The sequence below is a fragment of the Beggiatoa alba B18LD genome (assembly GCF_000245015.1).
Classification (GTDB): Bacteria; Pseudomonadota; Gammaproteobacteria; order Beggiatoales; family Beggiatoaceae; genus Beggiatoa; species Beggiatoa alba.
In genome coordinates this window covers 3,339,432-3,366,404 of record NZ_JH600070.1, presented here as the reverse complement: position 1 = coordinate 3,366,404, position 26,973 = coordinate 3,339,432, and the positions used below count along the sequence as shown (strand labels likewise).

The following is a 26,973-nucleotide window of genomic DNA, read 5'->3' as shown; positions in this document are numbered from 1 at the left end:
TCAGTTGCTAACGTGCAATTTTTAATGTAAGTCCGTGCTAAGAGAAGCGCGGATATTTTCGGGAATTACCATGGCATTAGTTTGATAATGGGGATGTTCCACCCCCATCATCACTGGTTTTCCCGCTTTTACCGCTGCGCAACTGTCTGCATCGAGTTCAAAACGTAGAAAGTGTACCGCAGCGGTTTTTTCTTGGTTTTCTCTGTCCATGTCTTCATTGGCAATCGGATAGATTTTTGTCAGTCCATCCACTTGCACCCAGATTTTTTCTTGAATGCCTTTTAATCGTGTTAAGGCTTGTTTACGAATCTCAACATTTTCATATTCGAGCATTAACGTGGCTTTCCAATTTGTTCCGTCAGGAATTAAAGGATTGTAAGCATTTAATTCAGCTTCAATACCATCTGCTTCATAAATCCGTTCAGCGCGGAGCATTTCCTGTATTTGATATTGAATGGTTAAGCGGTCTTCAAAATACAGGGTGACATGTTCCCCTAATTCAACCCGTCGCAGGCTTTTATGTGCCATCACTTCTGTACGAAACTGAGGACGTATTTCTGCATATTTTTCTAGTGAAAACAAATCTTCTCGGCGTAATTTTTTCATCGTGAATCCTCACTACACTGCGGTTAAATCCCATAAGCCTTACGCACTAAAATCATGGGGTGCGTTGGTTCTTGTGCTGTTTGTAAGCCGTTATGAATTTGGTCGCCTGCCATAGGACAATCACTGCTGAAGTAATCAGGTTTCGCATTAGCAACTTGTTTAACAACAGGTTTACCAATTTTCATTGAAATAGCGTGCGTTTCTGCTTTGACGGCATAAGTCCCATCATGTCCTGAACAGCGTTCAATGGTTTCTACGGTGGTGTTTGGGATTAACTCCAATAAATCACGGGTTTTTAAGCCAATATTTTGCACCCGTAAATGACAAGGAACGTGATACGACACTTTGCCTAATGCTTGTTGAAAATCGGTTTTTAACGCGCCGTCTTTATGGCGTAGCATTAAGTATTCAAATGGGTCATACATGGCATTTTTAACTTTTTGCACCTCAGCATCATCAGGAAACATTAAAGGCAATTCCTGTTTAAACATTAAGGTACAGGAAGGAATGGGCGTAACGATGTCGTAACCGTCGTCGATGAGTTTGCTCAAAATGGGAATATTAAAGTCTCGTGAGGCTTTCACCGCTTCTAAATCGCCTAATTCCATTTTAGGCATACCACAACAACGCTCTTTTTCCGTAATTTTGACGGGAATGCCATTATGTTCAAAGACTTTAATTAAGGCTTCGTCCATGTCGGGCGCGTTGCGATTGCCGTAACAGGTGACGAATAAGGCAACTTTACCGCGTGTGTTAGCCGTCGGGGTCGCGCTTAACCCTGCTTGATGTAACTGTTTATCACGCTTGCGTAAATTATCGCTGTGGAATTTGGGCAAAATGGCATCGGCGTGAATTCCCGCGACTTTTTCCGCAACTTTTCGTAATGGTTTTATACTATTCACGGTGTTGACAATTCCCGCAACAACGGGAATACCTGCGAGACTGCCGACTAAATCGGTAGAAGTCAGTAATTTATCTCGTAATGTCACATCGCCTTTTTTAAATTTTACCGCTTTCGCACGTAACATCAGGTGTGGAAAATCAATATTCCATTCATGTGGTGGTACATAAGGACACATGGTCATGTAGCACATATCACATAAATAACAATGGTCAACGACTTTCCAATAATCCGCTTTTGCTACGCCATCTAACTCTAACGATTCAGAGGCATCAATTAAATCAAACAGGGTTGGGAAAGAGTGGCATAGTTTGAAACAACGGCGACAACCATGACAAATATCGAATACTCGTTCTAATTCTGAAAATAAAGATTGTTCATTATAAAAATCGGGGTTTTTCCAATCTAATGGGTGACGGGTAGGGGCTTCCAAACTCCCTTCTTTTTTACCTTCGCGTTTAGAGTCAGCGGACATGATTATTTCTCACTGTGTAGAAGACAGACCATAAAGCACGTGACAAGTTTTACAGTCCTTGCCACGTCCTTATTGATTACATGCTGTCTAAGGCTTTTTGAAAGCGATTCGCATGAGAACGCTCGGCTTTAGCTAAGGTTTCGAACCAGTCGGCAATTTCGTCAAAGCCTTCAGTTCGTGCAGTTTTTGCCATTCCAGGGTACATATCGGTGTACTCGTGGGTTTCCCCTGCAATGGCGGCTTGCAAATTGAGTTTGGTATCGCCTATCGGTAGCCCTGTTGCTGGGTCGCCACAGCCATGTTCTAAGTATTCTAAATGACCATGTGCATGTCCTGTTTCCCCTTCTGCCGTAGAACGAAAAACGGCAGAAATATCATTGAAGCCCTCAATATCGGCTTTATTGGCAAAATATAAATAACGACGATTGGCTTGAGATTCGCCTGCAAATGCGGCTTTGAGATTATCTTCTGTTTGGCTGCCTTTAAGTTGCATGATGTCTTCTCCTGATGTTGTCATTGGGAATCGTGAAATATTTAGACTAAGTCTAAATTCTCACAGAGCCTATCATATAGCTTGTGTTTTTTTTCTCAATAGACTTATGTTAAAAAAACGCGATTGTTTTTAAATATTGTGATTTTATGACGGCTAAAATATCGAATTCGATATAAAAAAGGACAGTTTATGGCAACGCTCGGTTTAGATTTTGGGACAACAACCAGTATTTTGGCGTATCAAGTAGATGAAAAACTGCAAACCTTTGCACTGGGTGGAGCTTCTGCAACCCCTTACATTTCATCAGTTTTATCCATTGATAAAGTCGATAATAGCCTAGATATTGGACAAGCTGCCCGCTTAAATCAAAGCGATGATGATTATTGGGTATATAGCTATTTCAAGATGTTACTGGCAGAAACAGACGCAACGCGATTGGCAACACGTGGCTATGTACAACACAGCCCTGCAATGGCGGCTCATGATTACATTGCACAATTATTGAACCGTTTTCGCCAAGAAACAGGCATTCAGGACATAGAAAACTTAGTTGTTACCGTACCAGAAATTTGGGTGCGCTCAGGACAACACGCCGCCCGTGAGCAATTAAAAAATATTCTCGTCACCTTAGGATTTTCACAAACGCATTTAATCAGCGAACCCGTTGCCGCTTCCGCTTATTTCGCCTATCAATTTAAACGCCAACAAGGGAAAGCCTATCAAGGACATGTCTTAGTCTGTGATTATGGTGGCGGTACATTAGATTTAAGCCTGTCATGGATTGATGACACACATATCAAAGTTTTAGAAGGAACAGGCTATGGACACGTCGATACACAACTAGGCAGTGCGGGCGTGGCATTTGATGAAAACGTTATTCAACATTTATTACAACGAATTGGGGAAGCAGAAACCGATACAAAACGATTTAATAAACTCTGTAAAGCCTTTGAAGAACAAAAAATAGCCCAAACAGATAAACTCAGCCGTTTACTCGAACAATATCGACGTAATCCTGCAACCAATAGAAAAGTCTTTGAAATAGAAGGTATTAACGTAGAGGCACAAGACCTCGTCAGCGTTTTTGACCGTTTACTATTACCCGAATTACAAAAAGCCCTCGCCAATATGGCGCATTTATTAGAAAAACAGGCAATAGACACGGAAAACGCTGAAAAATTTCATATTATTATGGTTGGCGGATTCTCCAATTTTTACCTCGTGCGTCGTGCTGTTCGTGACTTTTTTCACTCCAAAACGGAAGCAGATGAACGGTTTAAGGCTTATTTTGACTTAACCGATACTGCATTAGCGATTGCCAAAGGGGCAGCATTATTAGCAACAAATCACTTTCAATTAGACTTGTTATGCCCGATTAACGTCGGTATTCGTGCTAAAAATCAATTTTTAGAAGATACCGATATTCTACTTTTATCTAAGGGCACACCTTTACAAGAGGCTTTACAACCCCATTTTTTTCAACATTGGTTAGGTGTCATGAGTGAACAAGCCTTAGAAAAACTCTCGTTAACGCTGTTTTTAGACGTGGGGGAAAAACGGCGTTATATCGATTTACAAGGTAAATTACGCGATTTTATCCCCAATCCCCATGCACACAATCAATGGCAAGTTGGTTTTGCAATGGATGAAAATACACTCTTTACTTTACATATCAAAGATAAATCAGGGATAGAAAAAGTAACGCCTTTAGGGAACTTAGCGGAAAAAATGAGCGGTTTACACATTATCGAAACGCCAACATCTTCCCCCTAATTGCGTAACAATCCTGTAAAATTGCTTTATTCCAACAAAATAAGCCCTATCATCTTTAAAACAACTCAGGCATAAGGTTAGCTTTTCGCATAATGATGAACGTTGCAGATACAACTCTCGCCCTTGCGGGCATTTTTCAAGCCGCCGAATTAGTGCGCCAAGTCGCCCGTAAAGGCATGGTCGAACATATCGCATTCGATAGCAGTATCAAGAGCATTTTAAAATTAGAAGCGACTTCGACAGAAGATGTCTATGGCGGATTACAAGGGGTCAAACTTGGTTTACAGGTTCTTGTCGCACAGTTAGGCAATCAAGACCGCACGAATGACCGCGAATTAATGCGCTATATTTTAGGCATCATGTTTTTAGAGCGAAAATTTATCAAGCGTCAAGACATGGTCAACGTCGTACAACAAGGTGTACAACAAGCGCAACATTTAGCCGATAGCACGCATACAACTGACCCCGAAGTCATCGCCCTATTAGCAAACTTTTATTCGCAAACGATTAGCACGTTTCAACATCGCATCCAAGTATCAGGCGAACAGCGACATTTAGAAAACCCTGCGAATGCGAATAAAATCCGTTCGTTACTGTTAGCAGGCATTCGCTCTGCTGTGCTATGGCGACAAAAAGGTGGCAATCGTTGGCAATTGTTATTTTCTCGCAAAAAGATTTTTCAATTTGCCCAACAAAGTTTAGAGCGAATTCGTGATATTGAGCGGTTTGGGTAAGACTTTTGTCTGAACAAGTTGTCTCATTAAAACAAGGTCTGCTAGTTCTTCAAACCTTTGCACATGTTCCTACAGACTTGCTAGGTTTTTAAAACCTAGTAGGTCTTTTTTTGTCTGAATTAGGATTCAGACAAGCTGTTATCTTTTTAATTCTGTATAAAATATTTCTATTTTGCAAAATGTGTGGGTAAACACAACTATCGGAAGTAAAATGTATGTATTCAGGACAAAAACGGGCACAAAAATTATACGAAATTCTAAAACAAACTCTCTCTGATTCTGAAGTTCAACTTTGGATTGAGGGAGAAGGTGTCGATTGGAGTTGTTATGTAAAAATGGCTGAACGAGTTTGTAATATTGCTTGTTTTGAACCAAGAGATGGCTATTACATTGTTTTTATGGAAAACAAAAGTAACAAAGCGACAGGAAGGACTACTCACATAGATAGTAATATAATTCAGGCAATTAAGGATTGGATTTATGGTCATAGCTTTAATGAATTCTATGACAAATTTGATTTCATTAATAATGAGAAAAAAGGGTTACAAAAATTCCTAGATGCAAGTTTAATCAATTATCCAGAGCTTAAACAATGTACTATAGATTTTAAGTGTCAATTTGGAGATAGCTATTTTTTGTGGTTCAAAACTCAAAATCGAGCTTGCTGTTTAAGAAGTGTCAATAACAGGATTTGTCAGTGCGAATTTTATTCGGATGCGGATTGGGATTCTAGTAATAGAGCCTTGTTTGATTTGTTTGAGGAAAAAGTTCCACATGATGTTCCATTGGATTTGATCATTAAATATTGGCTTTGCGACAATTTTATGCCTTCTCAGTTGGAGCAACATTTTCTTTGGTTTAAAGCAGGCAAATTAGCTCATTATTATGAGCTTGGTAAAAGAATTGAGGGAGAATTTATCTTAAGTTGGGAAATAGCCATACCACGTATTGCAAGGAGTATAGATTACATTTTAGATGTCTTCCCTTCTATGGAAGAAGATGAGGTTTTTTTAAAATATAGAAAAGCCATAGAAAACAAATTAAAATTTTTTCTTGAAATACGTAACAAAAGATATGATCAAAAACTTCGTATTGGTCACGCTGTTGATACTATTATATTATCTCGCTCAAGAAAACATGGGTTAGTAAACAGGCAAGCTCATATCATATTTGACTTTCCTTCAGATGGTTCTTTATATGTCAATACGTTCTACTTAGGCAAGAAAACTGAATCTACACAAGAGATTGATACATACAAGGTGGAAGTGCAATGTAATGATTTTTTCTACGAAAAAGCTGAATATACGCAAGAGATTGACATTTTATTACAATTACTTGTAGCACAAGATATAACTTGATTTTAACCCATGTCTTGTTAAATTTTATAAAAACAAGGCATTATAGATTAAGCAGGCGTGCAATCGTTTCAGCGATTGCACGCCTAAAAGACTTTTGTTTTAATCTTGTCTGGTAAATCCTGATGAAAAACAAGAAAGCAATGTCTGCTAGTCCTTCAACCCTTTTCGTATGCTCCTACAAACCTGCTAGGGTTTAAAAACCTAGCAGGTCTCTGTTTTATTTTATAAATCTCGTCGTACTCAGGTTAATTAAAACGGGCAATCGTTTTGAAACTCAAAAAAAGACCCGCTAGATTTTGAAAATCTAGCAGGTCTCTTGAATCGCTTGATAAAGGTCTGCTACTCCTTTAAGGACTGGCATATCTCATTTAACAAAATGGATTTTAAAGCTTATTCAACCCTTACCATTCTAAAATATAAGAAAAGTCCGCGCCTTTGTCCTCTGTACCAATTGAGGCTTCTATCCCCCATTTACGGCTTAGTTCATAACGGATGTTAAAAACGCGGTTTTGGTCAACCAAACTTAAGCCATAACCGACATATAATTGTGGGGTTAAATAAGTCCCTAGGCTTAACATGGCGTTGCTTACATCCTCGCCAAGGGCTGAACCTGTAACGATGTAAGATAAAATATCGCTTTCAGGAACAGGGGGTGTAGAAAATAAAGTGAGTTGTGGGGCTTGAGCCGTACCGTGAATGCGCACGCCAGCCGATTCAACTTTTTTCGTTCTATCCCGAATTTTACGAATGGCTTCAATATTTAATACGGGATTATCAACACTCCCCCCTGCAAAAATAATCCGTCCGCGTTCAATTTCTAAATCTTGCCCATAAGCGCGATAAGTCCCATCTAAAATTTGTAACTCACCCGTTGCGCGGGGCATGGTTTGATTGGGGCTTAGGGTAATGGATAATGCACCTGTTAAACGGCTGTTAAAGTCCATCACGGCTAAACGAATATCTTCCCCTAAAATAACGGTGAGTTGGCTAGTAATTGCCCAGCCTTTAGTGGCTTTGTCTGTATTATTCGGTTTATCAGGGTTCACAATCACCACATCGGGCGAGCTTGCCACCGTGTTGCCACCAGAGCCAGAACCGCTAATAGTTGCCCCCGTTGGCGTAATATTTGCGTAAGGAATCATTACTTTACCGCTGACATCAATTTTACCCGTGCTCATGTTTAAGCGTAAATCAGGGGTGATATTCGCCACCGCGTCAGGGGTATTAATGATTTGTACATTTTCCCCTTTAATCGCAATATTCGATTGCCAATCGGTCAGGGTGAGCAGTTTGACGTTGCCTGTAATATCCATCTTTCCGTCGCCTGATTGGAAACCCATTTTTATATCAATTGTGTCACGGCTCACGGTTTTAATGTCTGCGTTTAAGTCTTTTATTTGCAAGCCTAAATCAGGCAAACCAACTTCGACTTGTTTGATTAAAAATTGACCTTGAACAATGGGGTCGGCAAGGTTGCCATCGATGCTTAAATGAAATGTTGCTGCACCTTTGGCTTTTTCTGCTTGCGATAAAATATCAGGTAATAAGCCTAAGTCGTTGAAATTTGCTTGTAATCTGGCAGTAATGGGCTGGTTAGGATTAATCGGTAGGCGATTAAAGCCTTGCATGGTGATTGTGCCATTAATCGTATTTTGGCGAGCAAGGTCGAGGAGAATATCACCATTTAAGCCTTGTTCATCAATGGTTAATTTAATTTTTCCGCCATTATGGGCAATCGGTTTTGTATTCGGGTCATCGGTTGCGGGTAAAAGTCGCCCTGCGGAAATGTCGATAAGTGCGTTGGCGCGTAAACTGCCATCATTTTGATAAGTGCCATTAATTCGCCCTTCTAATGTGCCTGTTACCGTTGGCACAAACAGACGTAATGGGATTTTGCTTAAACTCAGTTCAGCATTTGCGCCCGTTTTTGCTTGCCATCCGCCAAGTGCACAAATACTGGTTAAACTGTCAGGCTGGCGACGGTTTAAATAGCCTTGTAGGCAGAAATTAGAGAGTTGCGCCATGTCTGGCGAAACTGTCAAGGGTGCAGGTTTGGGGAGTGACCATGTTCCCATTTGTTCTATCGTTGCCACAATTTGGCTGATTTGCCCTTGCCATTGTAGCGAATTAAGATTTAATCCACCGTCGATATTAACTTGTAAATTATTTTCAGGGGCTTTGACAGTTAGGGCAATACGGTGTTGTCCAATTTGTCCTTGTCCTGTCAGGTCGACACTGTTGATTATTTTTTCATTGGCTTGAAAAATATCACTTGCTTGTATTGAGAGGTCAATTCCCTGTTTGCCTTGTAAATCAGCATTGATTTTTACGTCTAAATTGGCAAGTCGTTTGTCTGCATAGGCTAATTGTTTGCCTTGTAAGGTCGCGTTAATGCTTGGATTTGTCAGCGTTCCGCTAATTTTGCCTTTGCCTTGTAAACTCCCCCCTGTTTGTGGGACTAATTCAGCTAGGGCGGGCGCGTCAATATCCCATGTTGCATTCAGCGTTTTTGCATAACTGGCTTGAGCGGTAACGCGGTTTTTACCAGAAACAAAGCGGTAACGCGGTTTTTACCAGAAACAAAGTTGAATTTTTTCAGTTCAAATTGTTGCCCTTGTGCGCTGGCAGTTGCTTGTAATTGCACAGGATAAGTGCCAATTTTGCCTTTAATATGGGTAATATCAATATCGGCGTTGAGTTGATTATTGTCTAATTTGCCCGTGCTACGGACATCAAGCGCGAGATTGCTGGCTTGTTGGGTGTAAGGGGCGAGGTTGAGTTTTTCGCCGTTTAAATTCAGTGTCCATTGTAGGGCTGGCGACCATGCAACTTGTCCTGTGAGAGTTAAAACCCCGTCTAACAGTTTTCCTTGTAGCTGTTTGAGCTTAAAGCTGTTTTTATCGCCGTTGCCGTTCGCAATCACGCGCCCTGATGGAATTTGTCCTTGTCCAACAATATCCGTTAACAGGTCTAATTGATAATTATCGGCTGTCCCGTTAAGACTTAATTGACCTTTTGCATCTTTTAGTAATAAGTCTTTTCCTTCAAATGGATAGCGCACACCTTGCCATGTCAATTTGGTTTTAAAACGGGGGTTTTGTGCGTCGTTTAAATCGGCTTCGGCTTGCCCTGCAATTTTTAACGAGCTGGGCGGTAAAGTGATATTAAGCTCAGCGAGTTGCAATTGTTGATTAGCAAATTCTGCGCGTAATTGGGTCGACAGTTTGTGCGTGGCGGGAATTTCTGCGACAAGCGAATGTAAAACTAATTTATCCAGCGATAAGCTAAGGTTAGCTTTTAACGGATTGAGTTCGACCAAGCCGTTGGCATTAACCAGCCCTTGTAAAAATTCACCGCGTAATTTATCCAGTTTGATTTGTTGCGCGTTACCATTAATTTCCGCTTGCCATGTGCCTTTGGGCAATTGTTCGCCACTTAAATCGGTATTTAAGGTTAATTGATAGGCTTGTAATGTGCCTGCAAGTTTGACACTGCCTGCTTGGGTTTGAATTTGGGGCACGCCGATTAAAGGAAATTGTAAATTTTTCCATGTTACATCTGCTTTAAATTGTGGATTATCCGCAGGTTGCAATAGCCCTTCGCCAGCCAGTGTTATTTGCGCATCGGTAGGCGGTAAACTGATTTTACCTTGTTGTATTTTGACTTTATCATCTTGTAAATCAGCGGAAAAACGGGCGTTGACTTTGACATTTGGTGGCAATTCCGCCACAAGAGGGGCGAGGGCAATATCGCTTAATTGCACATCGACCGCTGCTTGTAATTTATCCGCCCATTGTGCGCTGAGTGTTGCCAGTAATTGCCCTTGCAGTAAGTCGCCTGTTAATTGCCCTTGTTTTAGTTGATTTAAATCGCCTTGTGCGTTTAATTGCCAATGGCTGTCGGGAATTTGTGGCGTTTTAACTTGGGTTTTTAAGTCTAATTGATAAGCTTGTAAGTGACCTGTTAGAGTCGCTTTTCCTGTCGGTACGTTGACGACGGACGCACCAACAAGCGGATATTGTAGATTTTGCCAATCGAGAACAACGTTAAAATCAGGGTTATCTAAGGCTTGTATCGAGCCTTTTGCGTTTAATTGGATTTGTGCGGATGTATTACTGAGCGCGGTTTCTTGGGTTAATTGCCATTGTTTGTCGTTTAATTGCGCTTGTAATTTGTTGTTTAATCTAATCTCTTTGGGTAAGTCGGGAACGTAATCGTTAATCCGTAGTTGTTGGATATCGAGTTGTAAATTGGCTTGTAATAAGTCTTTCCAATTGATGAACCCTTGCGCTTGTACGCGACCATCTAATAAATCCGCTTGTAACTTGTCTAGGTTCGCACTGTACAAATTACCTTTTGCATCGAGTTGTAATGCGGTCATGGGGACATCTTGACCACTTAAACGGGTTTGTAATTGCAGTTTGTAATCAGATAATTGCCCGCTGCTGGTAATTTTGCCGTTTTGACTGCGAATCAATTTTGCTGAATTGTCTAGCGGATAAAATAAATCTTGCCACTGAATTTCTGCTTGCCAACCCAATTGATTTAAAACATCGGTTGCACTGAGGGTTAATTGTAAAGCGATGGGGTTACTAATTTGATGGTTTAAATTCAGCTTTTGAATATCGCCTGTTAATTGTCCTTTGCCTGTGATTTCTCCAATATCAGGTAGTTGCGCTATCCATTGCAAGTCAAGGAGAACAGGATGCGGACGGGTTAGCCCGTAGTGACCATTTGCATTTAATTCCGCACGGATGCCTTGTGTTTCTACGCCTGAGATAGCGAGCTTGGATAAAGTCACTTGTTCTTTAATCATTGCGCTGAGTTGGGCGCGGGCGATTTTTAGTTGAAACGGTGCGCTAGTCTCTCCTGTTTGTAGTTCAAACTCGGTGAGTTGCACATCGTCTAAAGCGATACTGATGGGTAACTGAATTTCGGGCAGGCTAAAAGGTTCTTTTGACGGTTCAACGGGTGTCGTACTCGGCGGGATAATTACTTTTACTTTATTTGCAATAATTTGTTGCACATGCACATTTAAATCGAATAACGCGCCTGCTTGCCACGCAAAGATTAAACTATCTGCGTCCACATTAATGGCTTCATGCTGATAGTGAATATTTTTTAAAACCAACCGATTTAATAAACTGCCTTCAATGTGTTGAATCGTTAATTCACCTGGTATCCAACGTTGTGCGAAGCGAATTAGCCAATGAGAGCCTGTTTCTGTGCTCGCGCCCCAACCTGCCATAAAAAGGGTGAGAATTAAACCAATGAGTAAGACCAGCGATAAGCGTTTAAGCCAACGTTTCATGGTGTGCCGTTAAAGAAGCAAAATGGAGAATGGAGCGTGTAATAAAAGCAGGTGTCTTGGCTATCTATTTAGACAACGTCGTCAAAGCCTAGCACTTCTTGCACTTTTTTAATGAGGGGTTTGTATTTTGGGGCGATATGGGTAAATAAGCAACCAACACAATTAAACTCTGGATTAACATCAGGTCTTGACCAGCGAATTTCCACATCGGCTTCAATCGTGCGATCACTGAATTCTTCATCTTCAGGCAGTTTAATAATAATTTCACGGGTTTCACCCAATGGCATGGTGTAAGAAGTAATGAGCATGATGCCTGTATCTGATATATCCCCTAAATGTCCTAATAACTCTTCGCTGTCTTTTTCATAAACATCTAAGTAAAACAATAAGTTTTTTCGTGTACTTCGTTTAGCTCCAAATTGACGAATCAGCATTTCTAGGTCTGAGCGTTCTGCTTTCGCAAATTGGCAACCAATGCGATATAAATCGGGCTGAGTTTCATCATTTTTTATCCAAAGTGGGTCTATATCCAAGGGAATCATTTCTTGATAAAACGCATCACTAGATGGTAAATGAATAAGCACTTCTTTGGTTTGTTTTAAAGGCAGTGGCTTTGTGGTTAAGAGCATAATGCCGTCTTTAGAAACATCACCAACTTGTCCCATAGATTCACGGCTGTGCGTATCGATGACTTCGAAAATTGCAAAGCTGTCAGTGTTTGGTTCAGCCATGATAAAATCCCTTGTTAAATAGTTTGTTATAAGCTTTATTGTTTAAAGATACTGTTGCTTAAGGTTTTATTATTTGATATGGCTACTATAGCGTATTTTAATGTGTTTTAAAGCCAGTGATTTTTGCAGGGTATGGTGTGCTTGTTTAAGTGAGGGGATAAAAGCGGTATTAAACTAGCCCGTCAAAAATAGACTTAAAATTCAGTTTGATAGGATAAAACGGGAGAATAGTGTAAATTTTTTTGTTGCAATGCACAATTTTTGTTGCAATGCACAAAAGATTTTACTACTATATATCTCAAGCGCGGTAGATAAGTGCAGGACAAGATAAAGCCTCCTTATACACCCCGAATATGAAGATTTTTTGACGTTAACTTTATCCCCTGAATTTTTAGGAGTACATCATGAAAGAACAAGTGAAAAAATGGGCTGACCTGAACAAATCCAATGTTGCTGCTGTCCAAAAATTAGCCGACATCAACACCAATTTAGCCACCGCTTTATTACGTCAACAAATGGATATCCTGAGCATTTACGCTGACAACAGCGTCAAGCAAATCCAAGCGTTAACTGAAGCAAAGCGTGTTCAAGATTTATTCGCTATCCAAGCCGAAGCGACCCAAGAATTAAACAAAAAAGTGTTAAACAACGCCCGTATCACCGTTGAAATTTTAGTGGACAGCAAATCTCAAATTGCTTCCTTAGTAGAAGATAATCTGAAAAGCATCTCTACTTTCAATCCGTTAGCAAAAGCTGCTTAATCGCTTTTTAGTTGTACTCTTTGATGTGTTGTTGTTTGTTTTATAACGCCTTTGTGAAAAAGGCGTTATCGCCTTACCTCTCCTCCTCAAAGCAAAATCAGTTTACACCGTAACAGGGAGGTTATGGTGGCGCGACGGTCGTCCGTCGCGTTTTTTTTGCGTCAAACTAATAACAACACGTAAGCCTGTGGGTTGATTATCTTCTAAGCGTATTTGGGCTTTATGATAACTCACGACGGCAGCAACAAGACTTAATCCTAATCCATTCCCTGTCGTTGTACGACTGCTTTCCATACGGAAAAAGCGTTCTAACACCTTGTCTTTATAGGTATCTGGAATACCTCCGCCATTATCTGTTACGCTAAATTCTACCCGTTGCTCATATTGTTGCAATGCAATATCTATTGTACCCATTTCAGGGGTGTATTTAATCGCATTGTCTAATAAATTGGCGATAGCTTGAAATAATAAATCGCGGTCGCCGTCAATAAAAACATTAGGGGTAATATGACTTATCAGGGTTTGTTGTTTATCTAAGGCAATGACTTCGTAGAATTCAATAGCATCGGCAAGGAGTTGGCTTAAATTAATTTCTACCCATTCCGAGCGATGACAACCTGATTCTAAACGCCCAATCCGTAACAGTGCGTTAAAGGTATTTAACAGGTGGTCTGCTTCTGTGATATTTTTTTCAACAAGTTGATATTGCAAATCATTTAAAGAGGTTTCGCGTAATTCTTCTAATCGATTGCGTAAACGGGTTAAAGGTGTTCGTAAGTCATGCGCAACATTATCAGTAACTTGGCGTATGCCATTCATGAGTTTTTCTAATTGCGTCAACATGGCATTAAGATTTTCAGCAAGGCGGTCGAAATCGTCTTGAGTGCCACGGCTAGGAATGCGTTTAGATAAGTCGCCGTGCATAATTTGGCTAATACTTTGATTAATAGAGTCTAAACGACGAACACTGCTCCAACTCATCATTAATCCACCAATGAGCGATAAAGCCGTTGTGATAGCTAATCCCCATAATAGCGCGTTAATAATTAAGTTTTGTGTCGCTTCTATGGCTCGAATATCGCGCCCAACCAATAAACGATAATTTTCGCCCCGTCCGTCACCAATGACAAAAAAGCGTGCACGGGCTTTGTAGAATTCCATTTTGCCATTCCACCATTGACTAAATTCAAAGGTTATCCATTCGTTAGGATTTGCGGGGACAGGGGGGAGGCGGTTTAAGTTGCCCACAATCACTGTGCCATCCATGCGAGTGACCACATAAATGGAGGAGATGTTAGGGTTGCGGATAATACGATCTTGAATCAGGGTAATTAGGGCAATAGTCCCGCCACGATTATATTGTTCATCCAGCCCGACGACATCAGCATCAATGGTTGCATCGGCTTGTTCAGCAATTGCTTGTACTGTTGCCCAGTAAATAAATGCCATTAGTACCAGTGCAGAAAGGCTAAACAAGCCCATGTAAATGAGGACAAGGCGAAACGTTGAAGTATTAAGCAGTTTAATCAGTTGTTTCACGAATCATGTAACCTGCACCGCGAATGGTATGCAATAGTGGCTTTGCAAAATCTTTGTCAATTTTTTGCCGTAAACGACTGATATGTACATCAATCACATTAGTTTGTGGGTCAAAATGATAATCCCAAACATTTTCTAATAACATCGTGCGAGTAATGACTTGTCCTGCATGACGCATTAAGTATTCTAATAATCGAAATTCGCGCGGCTGTAGGCTAATTTCTTGTTCACCCCGTTTTGCGGTACGGGCAAGTAAATCAATGCTTAAATCACCAACGACTAAAGTTGTTTCTGTCGTGCTATGTACCACACGGCGCAATAAGGCTTCTAAACGGGCAAGTAATTCGCTAAAAGCAAAGGGTTTGGTTAAATAATCATCGCCACCTGCTTTTAAGCCTTTCACGCGGTCATCTACTTCTGCCAACGCGCTTAAAATGAGGGTTGGGGTTTTATTATTAGCCGCCCTTAAGGTCTGAATGATGGTTAATCCATCAATATTGGGTAACATGCGGTCGATAATCATCGCGTCATACGTTTCACTCGCCGCGAAAAATAAACCATCTTTGCCTGTTTCTGCATAGTCGACGGTGTAACCACTTTCTTTTAACCCTTTAATTAAGTAGTTAGCAACGTCTTTGTCGTCTTCTATCACTAAAATACGCATGATTATGTTTTTATAGTTTAAATTAAGTTGTTAATGATAAGCGTTTTTTTATGCCTGTTTGATAAACACAAGGGTTTATAAAATTTGGCTTAAAAAGAGTTGAGCGCGTTCGGATTGAGGGTTATTAAAAAAGCTATTTGGTTCATTCTCTTCAATAATTTCCCCACCATCCATAAAAATAACACGATTTGCAACCGTTTTTGCAAAACCCATTTCGTGAGTCACACAGAGCATGGTCATGCCATCGTGAGCCAGTTCTATCATCACGTCTAACACTTCCTTAATCATCTCAGGGTCTAGTGCAGAAGTTGGTTCATCGAACAACATGACTTTTGGATTCATGCATAAACTACGCGCAATTGCGACCCGTTGTTGTTGTCCGCCTGACAATTGTCCAGGGTATTTATGCGCTTGGTGTGGAATTTGAACCCGTTCTAAAAAACGCATCGCAGTGGCTTCAGCTTCTTTGCGCGGTTGCTTTAAAACCCAAATCGGCGCGAGACAACAATTTTCTAACACAGTTAAATGAGGAAATAGGTTAAATTGTTGAAAAACCATGCCGATTTCTTTACGAATTTGTTCTATATGCTTTAAATCATCCGTCAGTTCAATATCGCCGACAAAAATTTGCCCTTCTTGGTGCTTTTCTAAACGGTTTAAGCAGCGGATAGTGGTAGATTTACCGCACCCCGATGGACCACAAATAACAATGCGTTCTCCTTGTTTGACAGTCAAATTAATATCTTTTAATACGTGAAAATCACCATACCATTTATGCACATGATGCATGGCAACCATGATGTTATCGGTAATCATTGGCATTGTTTCGGAAGGATTTATGACTGTCATCATCTGCACCTATATAAAGGGTTAAGGGAACGATGCCCAGATTAAAATGGGGTTTCACTTGAAAATTTCAGTTAAACTTTCGTTAAGTTTAGGCAGAAATGCGAAAACGGCTGATTAAGGATTTGTTTATTATGGATTCAAGCGGCTTAAAAAACGGGAAAAAGATTAATTGGGTTTATTATGTACTGATACTTGTTTGCACCTGTATCTTTGCCTGTAGCGAAATTGTAACGACACCTGTTGTACAAACAACGGGCAACAGTCATTCACGACTGACACCCACACAATACGCATTTAACCAACATTTACGCAACTTAGTCAATCAGTTAGATATTGGTGATTATGACCATTTACCGTTAGGATTTGGTTATGTCGAACCACGTGATTTAGGTGCGGAGCACGATTCATGGCTGGTTTTTGACCATAACAATGCGTACTTTCAAGCAGTCTATCAACAGGCACAACGCCAATTTGGCACAGCTCCCATCAATTTAATTTGTGCGGTTATTCCCAGCTATTTACGCGCACAAAGTCGCCCCAGTAAGTCCTATCAACCTTATACGTTTATCGGTTCAGGCAATATTGCCTCAAAAAATATTTACCGTTCGGTACGCACCCGTCCGATTCGTTATCCGCGCGATTTAGCCGTAGGTGATTGGGTCTTTGCCTTTAAATCGGGTGAAGTAGAACCCCATCATACAATGGTTATTGCGGAACGCGGGGGGGAATTAGTGATTATCGGCTTTACAGGAACAACACCGAGCGAACCCCATCCCCGCCGTCGTCTGGCAGCTTTGCAAATCTTACCTGTTAGTAGCTTATTTATGCCTTATACCCAATTACGGGCGTTTAAAGGTAATTTAGCGACAGCGGTGTATTAAATAATTTTGTGTAAAAGCCATTTATTCTCAATCATTAATAATTCGCAATAGAACCAATGATTATCATCAGCAATGCGGATTTTCTGCGAAAACGACGGAATTCACTAGCCTGTTACGTATAAGACAATTAAGACAGTCGATATTAAAAATTGTTTGGAGCATATACTTATGAAAAAGTTGGTCTGGGGGCTTTTAATTATTGCCATTGGTGCGGGTGCTACTTGGTGGTACAAACTCAACGGGCAAGAAACCCCAAAACAAGCCTTGACGGTACAAACGACAGAAATTGCCATGGGGAACGTCCGCCAAGTTGTGTCGACCTCAGGCTCGGTACGTGCCTTGATTACGGTCTCGGTTGGCTCACAATTATCGGGACAAATTACCGAACTATATGCCGATTTCAACAGCGAAGTTAAAAAAGACCAAGTAATTGCCCGTTTAGACGATAGCACCTATAGAACCCGTGTTAATCAAGCAAAAGCCAATTTAGGCGTTGCCGAAGCCAGCATAAAACTGCAACAAGCTAATATAGAAAGTGCCAAAATCACCGCCGCCAATACCGAACGCGAATATCAACGTAACAAATCCTTACAAGCAAAAGGCTCTGTCTCTGAATCAGCATTAGACAGTTCACGCGCTACTTTTCTAGTCGCACAAGCCAATGTAGAAATTGCCCGCGCCCAACTTGAAAATGCACAAGCCAACTTAAAACAAGTAAAAGCCGCCTTAGAAAGTGCAGAAATCGACTTAGCCCGCACTTATATCCGCTCTCCGATTAATGGCACGGTGGTTAAACGGAGCGTTGACGTAGGACAAACCGTCGCCGCCAGTCTATCCGCTCCCGAATTATTCACCATTGCCCAAGATTTACGCCAAGTACAAATTGATGCCCAAGTGGACGAGGCAGATATTGGGCGCGTTTCCAACAATGCGCCTGTCTCCTTCACCGTTGATGCCTATCCTGAACAACACTTTAAAGGCACTATTGAACAAATCCGTCTTGCCGCAACAGAATTAGACAATGTCGTCACCTATACCGTTGTTATCTCCGCTGAAAATCCACAGAAAATTTTATTACCCGGTATGACTGCCAATGTAGAAATCGTCACAGGCGAACGACGCAATGTCATGGTATTACCCAATGAAGCCCTACGCTTCCGCCCAAGCAATGCCTTTAAAGCCAGTCTTGCCAACAACAGCAACAGTAATTATTCAGAACGCCAACTGAGACTGATTACCCTCTTAAAAAATGAACTAAATTTACCCGCAGAAACCCTGCAAAAAGCCCTTGCCGTCATAGACCAACATCGTGAAGTCAGAGCCGATGGCACAAATAACATGGCACCGCCCGACCCCTTTGGCAGTAATGCCGCGCCCTCTCTCAATGCAGGGCCTACCATGCAAGCACTCCGCGAAATCCTAAACGATGAACAATACACCCGCCTGCAAACCCTACAAGAAGGCATGAAAAACCGTCGCTTTAGCGATATATGGATACAAAAACCTGATGGCATCCGCGCCTACTATGTTGAACAAGGCGTGAGTGACGACCAAAAAACCGAAATTCTCAGCGCAGAAGTCAAAGCAGGCGATAAAGTCATTACCAAAGTGAATACAACAGGTAGAAGATAAATGAATGCTACCTCCCCCTTAATTCACTGCGAAGAACTCCATAAAACCTACCAAATGGGCGATAACCTCCTGCAAGCATTGCGTGGGGTTAGTGTGGACATTCATGAAGGCGAATATGTCGCCGTGATGGGCGCGTCAGGTTCAGGCAAATCAACCTTTATGAACCTACTCGGCGCGTTAGATAAACCTAGCAGTGGCGAACTCACCATAGACGGACGCAATATGAACCGCCTATCCTCCGACGATTTAGCCTATTTTCGCAACGAAGTCATCGGCTTTGTTTTCCAACAATTCAATCTATTACCGCGAACCTCCGCACTAGAAAACGTAGAACTCCCCATGCTCTACTCACGTAACCCCAAACATAACCGCCACGACCGCGCAAAACAATGTTTAGAACTGGTCGGACTAGCACAACGTTTAGACCATCAACCCTCCCAACTCTCAGGCGGACAACAACAACGGGTCGCCATCGCCCGCGCCCTCGTCAACGAACCCCGTATTTTATTAGCCGACGAACCCACAGGCGCGTTAGATACCAAAACCTCTGAAGAAGTCATGGAAATCTTTGGACAACTCAATCAAATGGGGATTACCGTGATTCTCGTGACCCATGAACCCGATATTGCAAACCACGCAAAACGCCGTTTGCTATTTCGTGACGGCTTACTGGTTGAGGATAAACGCACATGAGCATCTGGACAGCCATTCGAGTTGCCTTTCTCGCCCTACGCCTCAATGCCCTACGCAGTATCTTAGCGATGCTCGGCATTATTATCGGTGTTGCCTCCGTGATTATCATGGTCTCTATCAGCACAGGGGCAAAGCGCGAAGTTGAAAAACGCATTCAAGACCTAGGCACAAACCTACTCATGGTCATGCCCAGCTCACTAGACATGGGCGGGGGACGACAATCAGGCGCAGGCACAGGACGACCTTTTTCAGAAGAAGATGTCGATGCCATTCGCCAACAAATACCCAATATTGTCGCAGCCTCAGGAACTGTGCGCGGTTCTTCTGCGGTGGTTGCCATGGGCTTAAACTGGACAACAACCATTTATGGCATTAACGACGAATACCTATCTGTACGCGGTTGGACAGTGGTAGAAGGACGAAATTTTAATCAATCTGAAATCCGTTCAGGTGCGAAAGTCGCGTTATTAGGACAAACCGTGATAGAAAACCTATTCGGCAATGCCCCACCTATCGGCTCTATCGTCCGTATCAAAAATACCCCCTTCCAAGTCATTGGCGTTTTAGGCGAAAAAGGACAATCCGCAATGGGACGCGACAACGACGACGTGATTTTCGTCCCCACCGCAGCCGCCCGCAATCGCCTTTTTGGCGGTCATGAAGTTGTACGTAATTACGTGCAAGACATGGCGTTACAAGTTGCTGATGGCGTAGCGATTAGCGAAGTACAACGCGAAGTTGAAGACTTATTACGGGTACGACGTGGCGTAAAGACAGGCGAAAAAGACAGCTTTTCCGTACGTAATCTTGCCGAATTCGTCCAAGCCCGCACCGCGACACAAAACACCCTCAGTCTATTACTCGCTTCAACTGCCGCCATTTCACTGGTTGTTGGTGGAATAGGCATCATGAATATCATGCTCGTCTCCGTCACTGAACGCACTCGAGAAATTGGTTTAAGGATTGCTTTAGGTGCACGTCGCCGAGATATTCGCAATCAATTCCTTGTAGAATCCATCACCCTATGCCTTGTTGGTGGACTCATCGGGCTAACAATTGGCATGATAGGCTCGTTTATGGTTGCCCAAATGGGACAATTTCCCATCAGCATAGACCCGATGATAGCGCTTTCCGCCTTAGGCTCGGCGGGCTTTGTTGGTGTCTTCTTCGGCTTCTTTCCTGCCCAACGCGCGGCAAAGATGAATCCGATTGATGCATTACGGTATGAGTAACTCATCTTAATAAAACAATACATTGGTCAGCATTAAAAGCATAGTGAAAAACTAAACCCTGCTCGGTTTTCAAAACTGTGCAGGTTTTTAAATTTTATAAAGTCACCAGTCTGCTAAAATATCCCCTGTTTTCCCTTCTCAACGCCTAAAAAAACTGTGAATATTTTACTGATAGAAACCGCCACCGAAGCCTGTTCTTGCGCACTTGCTGTTGATGAACACATCACGCAACGATATTCCATAGAACCGCGTAAACATGCTGCGCTTATCCTCAATATGGCGGATGAACTCCTGCGAGAGGCTCATTTAAAACCAACTGATTTACATGCCGTTGCCTTTGGATGCGGGCCGGGAAGTTTTACAGGCTTACGCATTGCGTGTGGAGTTGCGCAAGGTATTGCCTTTGCGGCAAATATTCCCGTTATTCCCATTTCTAGCCTTGCCAGTTTGGCACAATTAGCTTATCAAGAATGGGGAGAAACGTGCGTATTGGCGGGTATTGATGCGCGTTTACAAGAAGTCTATTGGGGAATTTACCAAGCTAATGCAGAAGGGGTAATGCTTTTACAAGGTGACGAATGTGTTTGCCCAGCCTCACAAACCCCATTCCCCACGGATACAACAAGGCAATGGCTGGGGATTGGCTCTGCGTGGGGAACTTATGCCGATGTTTTACAACAGCGTTTTGCACATCAATTAAAAGCGCATCACGCAGATTATTACCCCACAGCTAGCACTTTGTACCCCTTAGCCCGTTACGCTTTACAAACGGGTAAAACCGTCGACGCTGCTATGGCGATGCCTGTTTATTTAAGAAATAATGTTGTTAAGTAACCTGAGTTTGGCGAGTTTCTTTTAAAAAGACAACAGTTTGTCTGAATCAGGATTTTCAGGATTAACAGATTGTCTGAATCAGAATTTTCAGCATTTAAAACCCTTAAACCAAGAAATGAATGCGAATCACGCTTTTTAATTCTGCTAATTCTGAAAATTCTGTGAATTCTGATTCAGACAAAAAAAGACCTGCTAGGTTTTGAAAACCTAACAGGTCTTTGTTTTATTTTATAAATATCGCCGAACTCAGGTTACTTCGCTAAAAATAGAGCTTATCCATTAAATATCGATTGAATTTTCTTTAATGTTGCTGCACCAATTCCTTTTATTTTTTTTAGGGCTTCTTCACTGTCAAAAGGGCGAGTGGCAACTAATTGTTCGATTAAGTCCTTTTTTAATTTTTGGCGGGTTAATAAAACAAAAAGTTCTTTATCAGGGAGTTGGTTAAGTTGTGTCAACCACAGGGCTATGGGTTGTGCTTGTGCTGGCGTAGCATTGTTTTCAGCGTTAACCACTGTTTCTTTTATAACCGTCTCAGCAGTGGTTGCAACGGTTTTCTTTGTTATTTTTCTTTTTGTAACAGGTGGTTGTGGCGTTAGTTCTTTAATTTCCTGAGTTTCAGGCTTAGATAACTCATCTTTTAAAACTGTAGTTACTGTTACTGTATTTTCTTTGCTTTCCTCGCTTTCCTTAATGTTGGGTTGCATCGTGTTTAACAAGGTTGCTTTAAACTGTGTGATTTCTGACACTAGCAGTTTTTGCATGGTTTGCATGAGTTGGGTAGAAAAAGCGTTTACTTTCTGCTCAAAATCTTCCGTTATTAATGGCTGTGTTGTTGAAATATTGGAAATCAGTGGGTTGCTGGTTTGTCTAAATAGTTGGACTTGCGCTAATAAACTGCGTTCATCATGGTCATCAACAATATAGGCGTTAATGCTTTCCCCTTGTTGTAAATTAAGTTCTTTCGCTCTAAGCGCAGCGTAGTACTCTAATGCACCGTGTTCTAATTCGTATTCGTCAGCCCCTTTACGTCTCAAAATTAAAGGGGTAATAACTCCCCCTAGTTTTAAAATCAGTTCGGCGGCCGTTTCTATTAATTCAACGGCAAATTGTTGGCGTGGAATTGCGCAGTGGATTTTTTTAACCAGCACAATCGAGGGTGATAAGCGATTCATTTATGCAATGCCTACTTTTTCAGTAATGAATTGGGCTAGTTTTTCAAACTCTTCTACCGATTTTGAATTGGGTTTAAAATCGCTAATGGCTCGCGGGTCGGTCATTTCTAATTCGCCCATATCAACCGTTAATTCAAGACATTTAGCTAAATCTTCACGTTCAAAAATCACGTAATCTTTTAGAACTTCAATGCCATAACGTTCTGTAACCATGTTCATGCGATTTTGTAAAGTTTTTTTCACAAAACCTGCATTGGTTGAAATTTTAGTGGGTAAAACGCCAAGAATATTGATAGGAGGACGTTTAAATTGTTTTCTATAACTATTGATATTCTTTACAAGTTCTTTAACATTTTCTAGTCCTTCATTAGCAAAAGGTTTTAAATCGGAAGGAATTAAGAGATAGTCGCTCGTAATCAGTGCTATGCGAGCGTATAAATTTAATGAGGGTGGCGTATCGATTAAAACAACATCGTATTGTGTTTCTACAGCGGTTAATTTTTCTGACAAAGTCAGCTTGCAATGTTCAATTTGATTGAGTTCGTTTTCATGTTTCATTAAGTGAATATGAGAAGGAATAACATCAACAGGGTGACTACTAAAACGAGATTTACGAGCAACTTGAGGAATAGGAAATAAATCGTTATGACAGAGTACATGGTAAATATTTGAATCTTTCAGTGTATCTTTATCTTCATCGCCAAAATTCACTAATCCCGTTGCAAAAGTGCTGTTTGCTTGACTGTCTAAATCAACAATTAACACTCTTTTGCCTTGTTTACTGAAGGTTGCAGCCAAATTAACAACCGTTGTTGTTTTGCCAACGCCACCTTTATTGTGATAAACCGCGATGATTTTCATCGTTTGTGTTCCTTGAGTGTGGGAAGAAATCAGGGAATAACGACGCATGAGTGCATCTTTTCCAATTAAAGTATTCAGATAATCAATTTGAGTAGATAGTTGATTGATATAGCAGGTAAAAATAAGGTGAATTATATTGTTTTTAGTTTGATAAACACGAATTTCTCGACCATTTGTCAGCAGACCATATTGAATGTTTAGGTCTTGCATATAGTCAGAGAGTTGTTGCGTACATTCATTTAAATTCTTATTGGGATGTTTCGCTTCTATGATTAAGCTATGTGTCGTATTTTCATGATGAGTATTTGAAAAAGCAAGAAAATCTAATCGAAACCGATTAAAACTTTTTTCTTGTCGCCACATATCAATTTGATACCCTAACGCGGGTAATAAATAGCTAACAATGAGTTTACTTTCTACTTCACGCTCATTAGCACAAAATTTTGCATCAAAAATTAAATGATTAGCCATTAATTTATTCTATTGAAAATGATTTCAGTTATTTTACACTTACGTTAAATTATAAACTATCTATTTGAATAAAAAACTATTATGCATTGCATTTAAAATATTGGTTGGCGATACCTTTTGACTTTATGAATGATAATACTTATCATTTGCATCTGATAAAGTTCAGAGGAATAAGTAATGTCTAAAAATAAATATATCATTGGATTATGTTTAGGTGTCGCGCTGGTCGCGCCTAATGGGTTTGCAGCGAAAGTCACGCCTAAAGCGGTGGTAGAGCATTACACAGATATGATTCACGCTGTTTATGATGATGCACTCACAACAGCGAAAACCTTAGATGAAAAAATTGCCCTCTTTTTAAAAGAGCCTTCAGAAAAAACCTTAGCCGATGCTCGTTTAGCATGGAAAGCTGCACGTGTGCCTTATCAACAAAGTGAAACGTTTCGTTTTGGTAATAAAGTCATTGACGACTGGGAAGGTAGTTTAAATGCGTGGCCGTTAGATGAAGGACTTATCGATTATGTCGATACAAGCCATTATCAATTTGAACAAGGCAATGCGGGCGCGACAGCTAATATTATTGCGTCAAAAACCCTAACTATTGGCACAGAAACGATTGATACCAGTAAATTAACCCCTGAATTATTGGCAGGATTAAATGAAATTGGCGGATCAGAGGCCAATGTTGCAACAGGCTATCATGCAATTGAATTCTTACTGTGGGGACAAGATTTAAACGGAACTGGCAAAGGCGCGGGTGAGCGTCCTTTTAGCGATTATATTCAAACCGATGATGGCTGCACCAACGGCAAAGTAAAAGCAGGGTCTAAATTAACATGTGAACGTCGTGCTGAATACTTACGCACCCTTTCAACCCTATTAATCAGCCAATTAAGTGAGATGACTACACTTTGGGCAAAAGAGGGGGCGGCGCGTAAAGAATTATTGGCAACCGACCCCACGACAGGTTTACGCACGATTTTATTTGGCATGGGCAGTTTATCGCTAGGTGAACTCGCAGGCGAGCGTATGAAAGTCGCGTTAATTGCTAACTCTACCGAAGATGAACATGATTGCTTTAGTGATAACACGCATAACTCCCATTTTTATAATGGCTTAGGAATCCAAAATGTTTATTTAGGTAAGTATAAAACCGTTGCGGGTAAAACCTTAACAGGGGCAAGCCTTGCGGAGTTAGTTGCAGCAAAAAATGCGAAATTAGATAAAGACATGCAAGCAAAATTCGCCGATAGCATGGCTAAATTACAAGCCATTGTCGATTCTGCGGAGAAAAAAGGCGTTGCATTTGACCAATTAATTGCTGCGGATAATGCAGAAGGTAATACCATGATTAAACAAGCAATTGATAGTTTAGTCGCTCAAACCCACGCCTTAGAAAAAGTCGCGGAAGCCCTAGGCGTAAAAGAATTAAACCCTGATACGGCAGATCATACTTTCTAATCCAATACAACAACCGATTTTTATAGCTGTTCTCAAACAAACCTGACGCATTGCAATACAGTCGTCGGGTTTTTTCACTTCCAACCCACAGCGATTTAATAATGATTAAACAATTAGGTGTTTTGACTCTGCTCTTAAATAGCCCTTTCGCCTTTGCCATCGATTTCAGCAAAGCCGAACCCAACGAAGCCTTATCAGGCGGTGCAACGACGGTTACGAATACCACCGTCAATGCCTTTTCTTTACCTGCTGCCAATATGCCCATCAGTCGGCGTGATAACTTTTCCATTGGTAACGCTTTTTTCCGTCAACCATGGGTTACAGCCCCATCAACCACGACCGCCCGCGACGGCTTAGGCGCGTTATTCATCACGAACGCCTGTCAAAACTGTCATATTAAAGACGGACGCGGTAGCCCCCCCGCAAAAGCCGATGATGATTTTATCTCCATCTTATTACGCCTAAGCCTGCCTGCTGTGACTGAGGAACAAAAAGCCCAAGTGAAAAAAACAGGCGTGATTCCTGAACCCACTTATGGCGACCAATTACAAAATTTTGCCATTCAAGGCGTACCCGCAGAAGGCAAGCCCATTGTCACTTACACAGAAATTCCCGTGAGCTTTGCCGATGGCGAAGTTATCAACCTGCGCAAACCGCACTACGACATTAAAAATTTACAATACGGCGAGTTACACAAAGATGTCCTGATGTCTCCGCGTGTTGCACAACCCATGATAGGGCTAGGTTTAGTCGACGCAATTCCTGAAGCCAGCATATTAGCCAATGCAGACCCCGATGATAAAAATAACGATGGCATTTCAGGTCGTCCTAACTACGTCTGGGATGTAGAAAAACAGCAAAGTGTAATGGGGCGCATCGGCTGGAAATCCAACATGCCCAATATTCACCAACAAACCGCAGGCGCGTTTAATGGCGATATTGGTATTACCTCCGTCCTTTTCCCTGCCAATAATTGCACCGAAAAACAAACCGCCTGCCAAAATGCAGCAAATGGTGGAGAGCCTGAAATCACTGCCGAACTCTTAGACTTTGTCACCTTCTACGCCCGCACCTTAGCCGTGCCCGCAAGACGCAATGTCGACGACCCCACCGTCTTAAAAGGCAAATCTATTTTTTACGGACTCAACTGCATCGCTTGTCATACCCCCCAATTTCAAACAGGCGAACTCACTAACTTACCCGAAGTCTCTAACCAAACTATCCGCCCCTACAGCGACTTTTTACTACACGATATGGGCGACGGTTTAGCCGATGGTCGTCCTGATTTTGACGCAACAGGCAACGAATGGCGAACACAACCCCTCTGGGGAATTGGCTTAACTGAAACCGTCAACGGACACACCCAATTTTTACACGACGGTAGAGCGCGAAATTTAATGGAAGCGATTTTATGGCACGGTGGCGAAGCAGAAACCATTAAACAAAACGTGTTAAAACTCGCAAAACCCGACCGCGAAGCCCTCATTAAATTCTTAGAATCGCTATAAATAAAGACTTTTTCATACAGGTGCGAATTG

General features: G+C 41.5%; 22 protein-coding genes. 11 read left to right on the top strand and 11 right to left on the bottom strand.

Annotated elements, in window-relative coordinates; all coding sequences use genetic code 11:
• Positions 1-21: 21 nt before the first annotated feature.
• The 3 genes from BEGALDRAFT_RS13775 to BEGALDRAFT_RS13765 form a co-directional block, all read right to left on the bottom strand.
• Positions 22-606: a DUF3501 family protein gene (locus tag BEGALDRAFT_RS13775; RefSeq protein WP_002690951.1), complete on the bottom strand. Its 585-nt coding sequence runs from the start codon at positions 604-606 to the stop codon at positions 22-24.
• 23 nt (positions 607-629) lie between these two features.
• Entirely contained in the window at positions 630-1,982 is a 1,353-nt protein-coding gene (locus BEGALDRAFT_RS13770; protein WP_002690949.1) for a heterodisulfide reductase-related iron-sulfur binding cluster, read from the bottom strand.
• A 76-nt stretch (positions 1,983-2,058) separates the two neighbouring features.
• Positions 2,059-2,475, bottom strand: coding sequence for a rubrerythrin family protein (locus tag BEGALDRAFT_RS13765; protein ID WP_002690947.1), 417 nt, complete (start codon positions 2,473-2,475; stop codon positions 2,059-2,061).
• Positions 2,476-2,664: 189 nt separating this feature from the next.
• On the opposite strand from BEGALDRAFT_RS13765, the gene BEGALDRAFT_RS13760 reads away from it, so the two are divergent.
• From BEGALDRAFT_RS13760 to BEGALDRAFT_RS13750, 3 genes are all read left to right on the top strand, one after another.
• On the top strand, positions 2,665-4,248 hold the full coding sequence (locus BEGALDRAFT_RS13760; protein WP_002690946.1) for an Hsp70 family protein: 1,584 nt from the start codon (positions 2,665-2,667) through the stop codon (positions 4,246-4,248).
• Positions 4,249-4,340: 92 nt separating this feature from the next.
• Positions 4,341-4,982, top strand: coding sequence for a high frequency lysogenization protein HflD (gene hflD / locus BEGALDRAFT_RS13755; protein WP_002690944.1), 642 nt, complete (start codon positions 4,341-4,343; stop codon positions 4,980-4,982).
• A 215-nt stretch (positions 4,983-5,197) separates the two neighbouring features.
• The gene (locus tag BEGALDRAFT_RS13750) at positions 5,198-6,340 is read left to right on the top strand and encodes a hypothetical protein (RefSeq protein WP_002690942.1); all 1,143 of its coding nucleotides are present in this window, start codon (positions 5,198-5,200) and stop codon (positions 6,338-6,340) included.
• A 401-nt stretch (positions 6,341-6,741) separates the two neighbouring features.
• On the opposite strand, the gene BEGALDRAFT_RS13745 is transcribed toward BEGALDRAFT_RS13750, so the two are convergent.
• The 3 genes from BEGALDRAFT_RS13745 to BEGALDRAFT_RS13735 all read right to left on the bottom strand — a co-directional run bounded on the left by BEGALDRAFT_RS13745 (position 6,742) and on the right by BEGALDRAFT_RS13735 (position 12,382).
• On the bottom strand, positions 6,742-8,433 hold the full coding sequence (locus BEGALDRAFT_RS13745) for a translocation/assembly module TamB domain-containing protein (RefSeq protein ID WP_157237598.1): 1,692 nt from the start codon (positions 8,431-8,433) through the stop codon (positions 6,742-6,744).
• A gap of 407 nt (positions 8,434-8,840) precedes the next feature.
• On the bottom strand, positions 8,841-11,651 hold the full coding sequence (locus tag BEGALDRAFT_RS13740) for a translocation/assembly module TamB domain-containing protein (protein WP_040294975.1): 2,811 nt from the start codon (positions 11,649-11,651) through the stop codon (positions 8,841-8,843).
• Between the two features lie 68 nt (positions 11,652-11,719).
• A complete protein-coding gene (locus tag BEGALDRAFT_RS13735; protein ID WP_002690938.1) occupies positions 11,720-12,382 on the bottom strand; it encodes a PilZ domain-containing protein in 663 nt (220 codons plus the stop codon).
• A gap of 404 nt (positions 12,383-12,786) precedes the next feature.
• Between BEGALDRAFT_RS13735 and BEGALDRAFT_RS13730 the strand changes: the two genes are divergently transcribed.
• Entirely contained in the window at positions 12,787-13,143 is a 357-nt protein-coding gene (locus tag BEGALDRAFT_RS13730) for a phasin family protein (protein WP_002690936.1), read from the top strand.
• Positions 13,144-13,245: 102 nt separating this feature from the next.
• Here BEGALDRAFT_RS13730 and BEGALDRAFT_RS13725 read toward each other — a convergent pair whose 3' ends face one another.
• The 3 genes from BEGALDRAFT_RS13725 to BEGALDRAFT_RS13715 all read right to left on the bottom strand — a co-directional run bounded on the left by BEGALDRAFT_RS13725 (position 13,246) and on the right by BEGALDRAFT_RS13715 (position 16,198).
• The gene (locus tag BEGALDRAFT_RS13725; RefSeq protein WP_002690934.1) at positions 13,246-14,682 is read right to left on the bottom strand and encodes a HAMP domain-containing sensor histidine kinase; all 1,437 of its coding nucleotides are present in this window, start codon (positions 14,680-14,682) and stop codon (positions 13,246-13,248) included.
• A complete protein-coding gene (locus BEGALDRAFT_RS13720) occupies positions 14,666-15,346 on the bottom strand; it encodes a winged helix-turn-helix domain-containing protein (protein ID WP_002690932.1) in 681 nt (226 codons plus the stop codon). The genes BEGALDRAFT_RS13725 and BEGALDRAFT_RS13720 overlap by 17 nt, the downstream gene beginning before the upstream one ends.
• A gap of 75 nt (positions 15,347-15,421) precedes the next feature.
• The gene (locus BEGALDRAFT_RS13715; protein WP_456297500.1) at positions 15,422-16,198 is read right to left on the bottom strand and encodes an amino acid ABC transporter ATP-binding protein; all 777 of its coding nucleotides are present in this window, start codon (positions 16,196-16,198) and stop codon (positions 15,422-15,424) included.
• A 128-nt stretch (positions 16,199-16,326) separates the two neighbouring features.
• On the opposite strand from BEGALDRAFT_RS13715, the gene BEGALDRAFT_RS13710 reads away from it, so the two are divergent.
• The 5 genes from BEGALDRAFT_RS13710 to tsaB all read left to right on the top strand — a co-directional run bounded on the left by BEGALDRAFT_RS13710 (position 16,327) and on the right by tsaB (position 21,467).
• Positions 16,327-17,076: a hypothetical protein gene (locus BEGALDRAFT_RS13710; RefSeq protein ID WP_002690928.1), complete on the top strand. Its 750-nt coding sequence runs from the start codon at positions 16,327-16,329 to the stop codon at positions 17,074-17,076.
• 168 nt (positions 17,077-17,244) lie between these two features.
• A complete protein-coding gene (locus BEGALDRAFT_RS13705; protein ID WP_002690927.1) occupies positions 17,245-18,708 on the top strand; it encodes an efflux RND transporter periplasmic adaptor subunit in 1,464 nt (487 codons plus the stop codon).
• A complete protein-coding gene (locus tag BEGALDRAFT_RS13700) occupies positions 18,709-19,401 on the top strand; it encodes an ABC transporter ATP-binding protein (RefSeq protein ID WP_002690926.1) in 693 nt (230 codons plus the stop codon). It begins immediately after the preceding gene.
• Positions 19,398-20,633, top strand: coding sequence for an ABC transporter permease (locus BEGALDRAFT_RS13695; protein WP_002690925.1), 1,236 nt, complete (start codon positions 19,398-19,400; stop codon positions 20,631-20,633). The genes BEGALDRAFT_RS13700 and BEGALDRAFT_RS13695 overlap by 4 nt, the downstream gene beginning before the upstream one ends.
• A gap of 156 nt (positions 20,634-20,789) precedes the next feature.
• Positions 20,790-21,467: a tRNA (adenosine(37)-N6)-threonylcarbamoyltransferase complex dimerization subunit type 1 TsaB gene (gene tsaB, locus BEGALDRAFT_RS13690; protein ID WP_002690924.1), complete on the top strand. Its 678-nt coding sequence runs from the start codon at positions 20,790-20,792 to the stop codon at positions 21,465-21,467.
• Between the two features lie 272 nt (positions 21,468-21,739).
• Here the strand turns inward: tsaB and BEGALDRAFT_RS18420 are convergent, their stop codons facing one another.
• Together BEGALDRAFT_RS18420 and BEGALDRAFT_RS13680 are read right to left on the bottom strand one after the other, a co-directional pair.
• A complete protein-coding gene (locus tag BEGALDRAFT_RS18420) occupies positions 21,740-22,642 on the bottom strand; it encodes a ParB N-terminal domain-containing protein (RefSeq protein WP_002690923.1) in 903 nt (300 codons plus the stop codon).
• Entirely contained in the window at positions 22,643-23,974 is a 1,332-nt protein-coding gene (locus BEGALDRAFT_RS13680) for an AAA family ATPase (protein WP_002690922.1), read from the bottom strand.
• A gap of 177 nt (positions 23,975-24,151) precedes the next feature.
• Here BEGALDRAFT_RS13680 and BEGALDRAFT_RS13675 point away from each other — a divergent pair, with 177 nt between their 5' ends.
• Positions 24,152-25,435, top strand: a complete 1,284-nt coding sequence (locus tag BEGALDRAFT_RS13675; protein WP_002690921.1) for an imelysin family protein — start codon at positions 24,152-24,154, stop codon at positions 25,433-25,435.
• A gap of 101 nt (positions 25,436-25,536) precedes the next feature.
• On the top strand, positions 25,537-26,943 hold the full coding sequence (locus tag BEGALDRAFT_RS13670; protein ID WP_002690920.1) for a di-heme oxidoreductase family protein: 1,407 nt from the start codon (positions 25,537-25,539) through the stop codon (positions 26,941-26,943).
• Positions 26,944-26,973 lie beyond the last annotated feature (30 nt).

Excerpts from the sequence above, each read along its gene's own strand:
- BEGALDRAFT_RS13675 (WP_002690921.1), top strand. The coding sequence starts at position 24,152 with ATGTCTAAAAATAAATATATCATTGGATTATGTTTAGGTGTCGCGCTG.
- BEGALDRAFT_RS13735 (WP_002690938.1), bottom strand. The coding sequence starts at position 12,382 with ATGGCTGAACCAAACACTGACAGCTTTGCAATTTTCGAAGTCATCGAT.
- BEGALDRAFT_RS13710 (WP_002690928.1), top strand. The coding sequence starts at position 16,327 with ATGGATTCAAGCGGCTTAAAAAACGGGAAAAAGATTAATTGGGTTTAT.
- BEGALDRAFT_RS13730 (WP_002690936.1), top strand. The coding sequence starts at position 12,787 with ATGAAAGAACAAGTGAAAAAATGGGCTGACCTGAACAAATCCAATGTT.
- BEGALDRAFT_RS13775 (WP_002690951.1), bottom strand. The coding sequence starts at position 606 with ATGAAAAAATTACGCCGAGAAGATTTGTTTTCACTAGAAAAATATGCA.
- BEGALDRAFT_RS13720 (WP_002690932.1), bottom strand. The coding sequence starts at position 15,346 with ATGCGTATTTTAGTGATAGAAGACGACAAAGACGTTGCTAACTACTTA.
- BEGALDRAFT_RS13770 (WP_002690949.1), bottom strand. The coding sequence starts at position 1,982 with ATGTCCGCTGACTCTAAACGCGAAGGTAAAAAAGAAGGGAGTTTGGAA.
- BEGALDRAFT_RS13695 (WP_002690925.1), top strand. The coding sequence starts at position 19,398 with ATGAGCATCTGGACAGCCATTCGAGTTGCCTTTCTCGCCCTACGCCTC.
- BEGALDRAFT_RS13765 (WP_002690947.1), bottom strand. The coding sequence starts at position 2,475 with ATGCAACTTAAAGGCAGCCAAACAGAAGATAATCTCAAAGCCGCATTT.
- BEGALDRAFT_RS13740 (WP_040294975.1), bottom strand. The coding sequence starts at position 11,651 with ATGAAACGTTGGCTTAAACGCTTATCGCTGGTCTTACTCATTGGTTTA.
- BEGALDRAFT_RS13705 (WP_002690927.1), top strand. The coding sequence starts at position 17,245 with ATGAAAAAGTTGGTCTGGGGGCTTTTAATTATTGCCATTGGTGCGGGT.
- BEGALDRAFT_RS13670 (WP_002690920.1), top strand. The coding sequence starts at position 25,537 with ATGATTAAACAATTAGGTGTTTTGACTCTGCTCTTAAATAGCCCTTTC.
- BEGALDRAFT_RS13680 (WP_002690922.1), bottom strand. The coding sequence starts at position 23,974 with ATGGCTAATCATTTAATTTTTGATGCAAAATTTTGTGCTAATGAGCGT.
- hflD (WP_002690944.1), top strand. The coding sequence starts at position 4,341 with ATGATGAACGTTGCAGATACAACTCTCGCCCTTGCGGGCATTTTTCAA.
- BEGALDRAFT_RS13700 (WP_002690926.1), top strand. The coding sequence starts at position 18,709 with ATGAATGCTACCTCCCCCTTAATTCACTGCGAAGAACTCCATAAAACC.
- BEGALDRAFT_RS13715 (WP_456297500.1), bottom strand. The coding sequence starts at position 16,198 with ATGATGACAGTCATAAATCCTTCCGAAACAATGCCAATGATTACCGAT.
- BEGALDRAFT_RS13760 (WP_002690946.1), top strand. The coding sequence starts at position 2,665 with ATGGCAACGCTCGGTTTAGATTTTGGGACAACAACCAGTATTTTGGCG.
- BEGALDRAFT_RS18420 (WP_002690923.1), bottom strand. The coding sequence starts at position 22,642 with ATGAATCGCTTATCACCCTCGATTGTGCTGGTTAAAAAAATCCACTGC.
- BEGALDRAFT_RS13750 (WP_002690942.1), top strand. The coding sequence starts at position 5,198 with ATGTATTCAGGACAAAAACGGGCACAAAAATTATACGAAATTCTAAAA.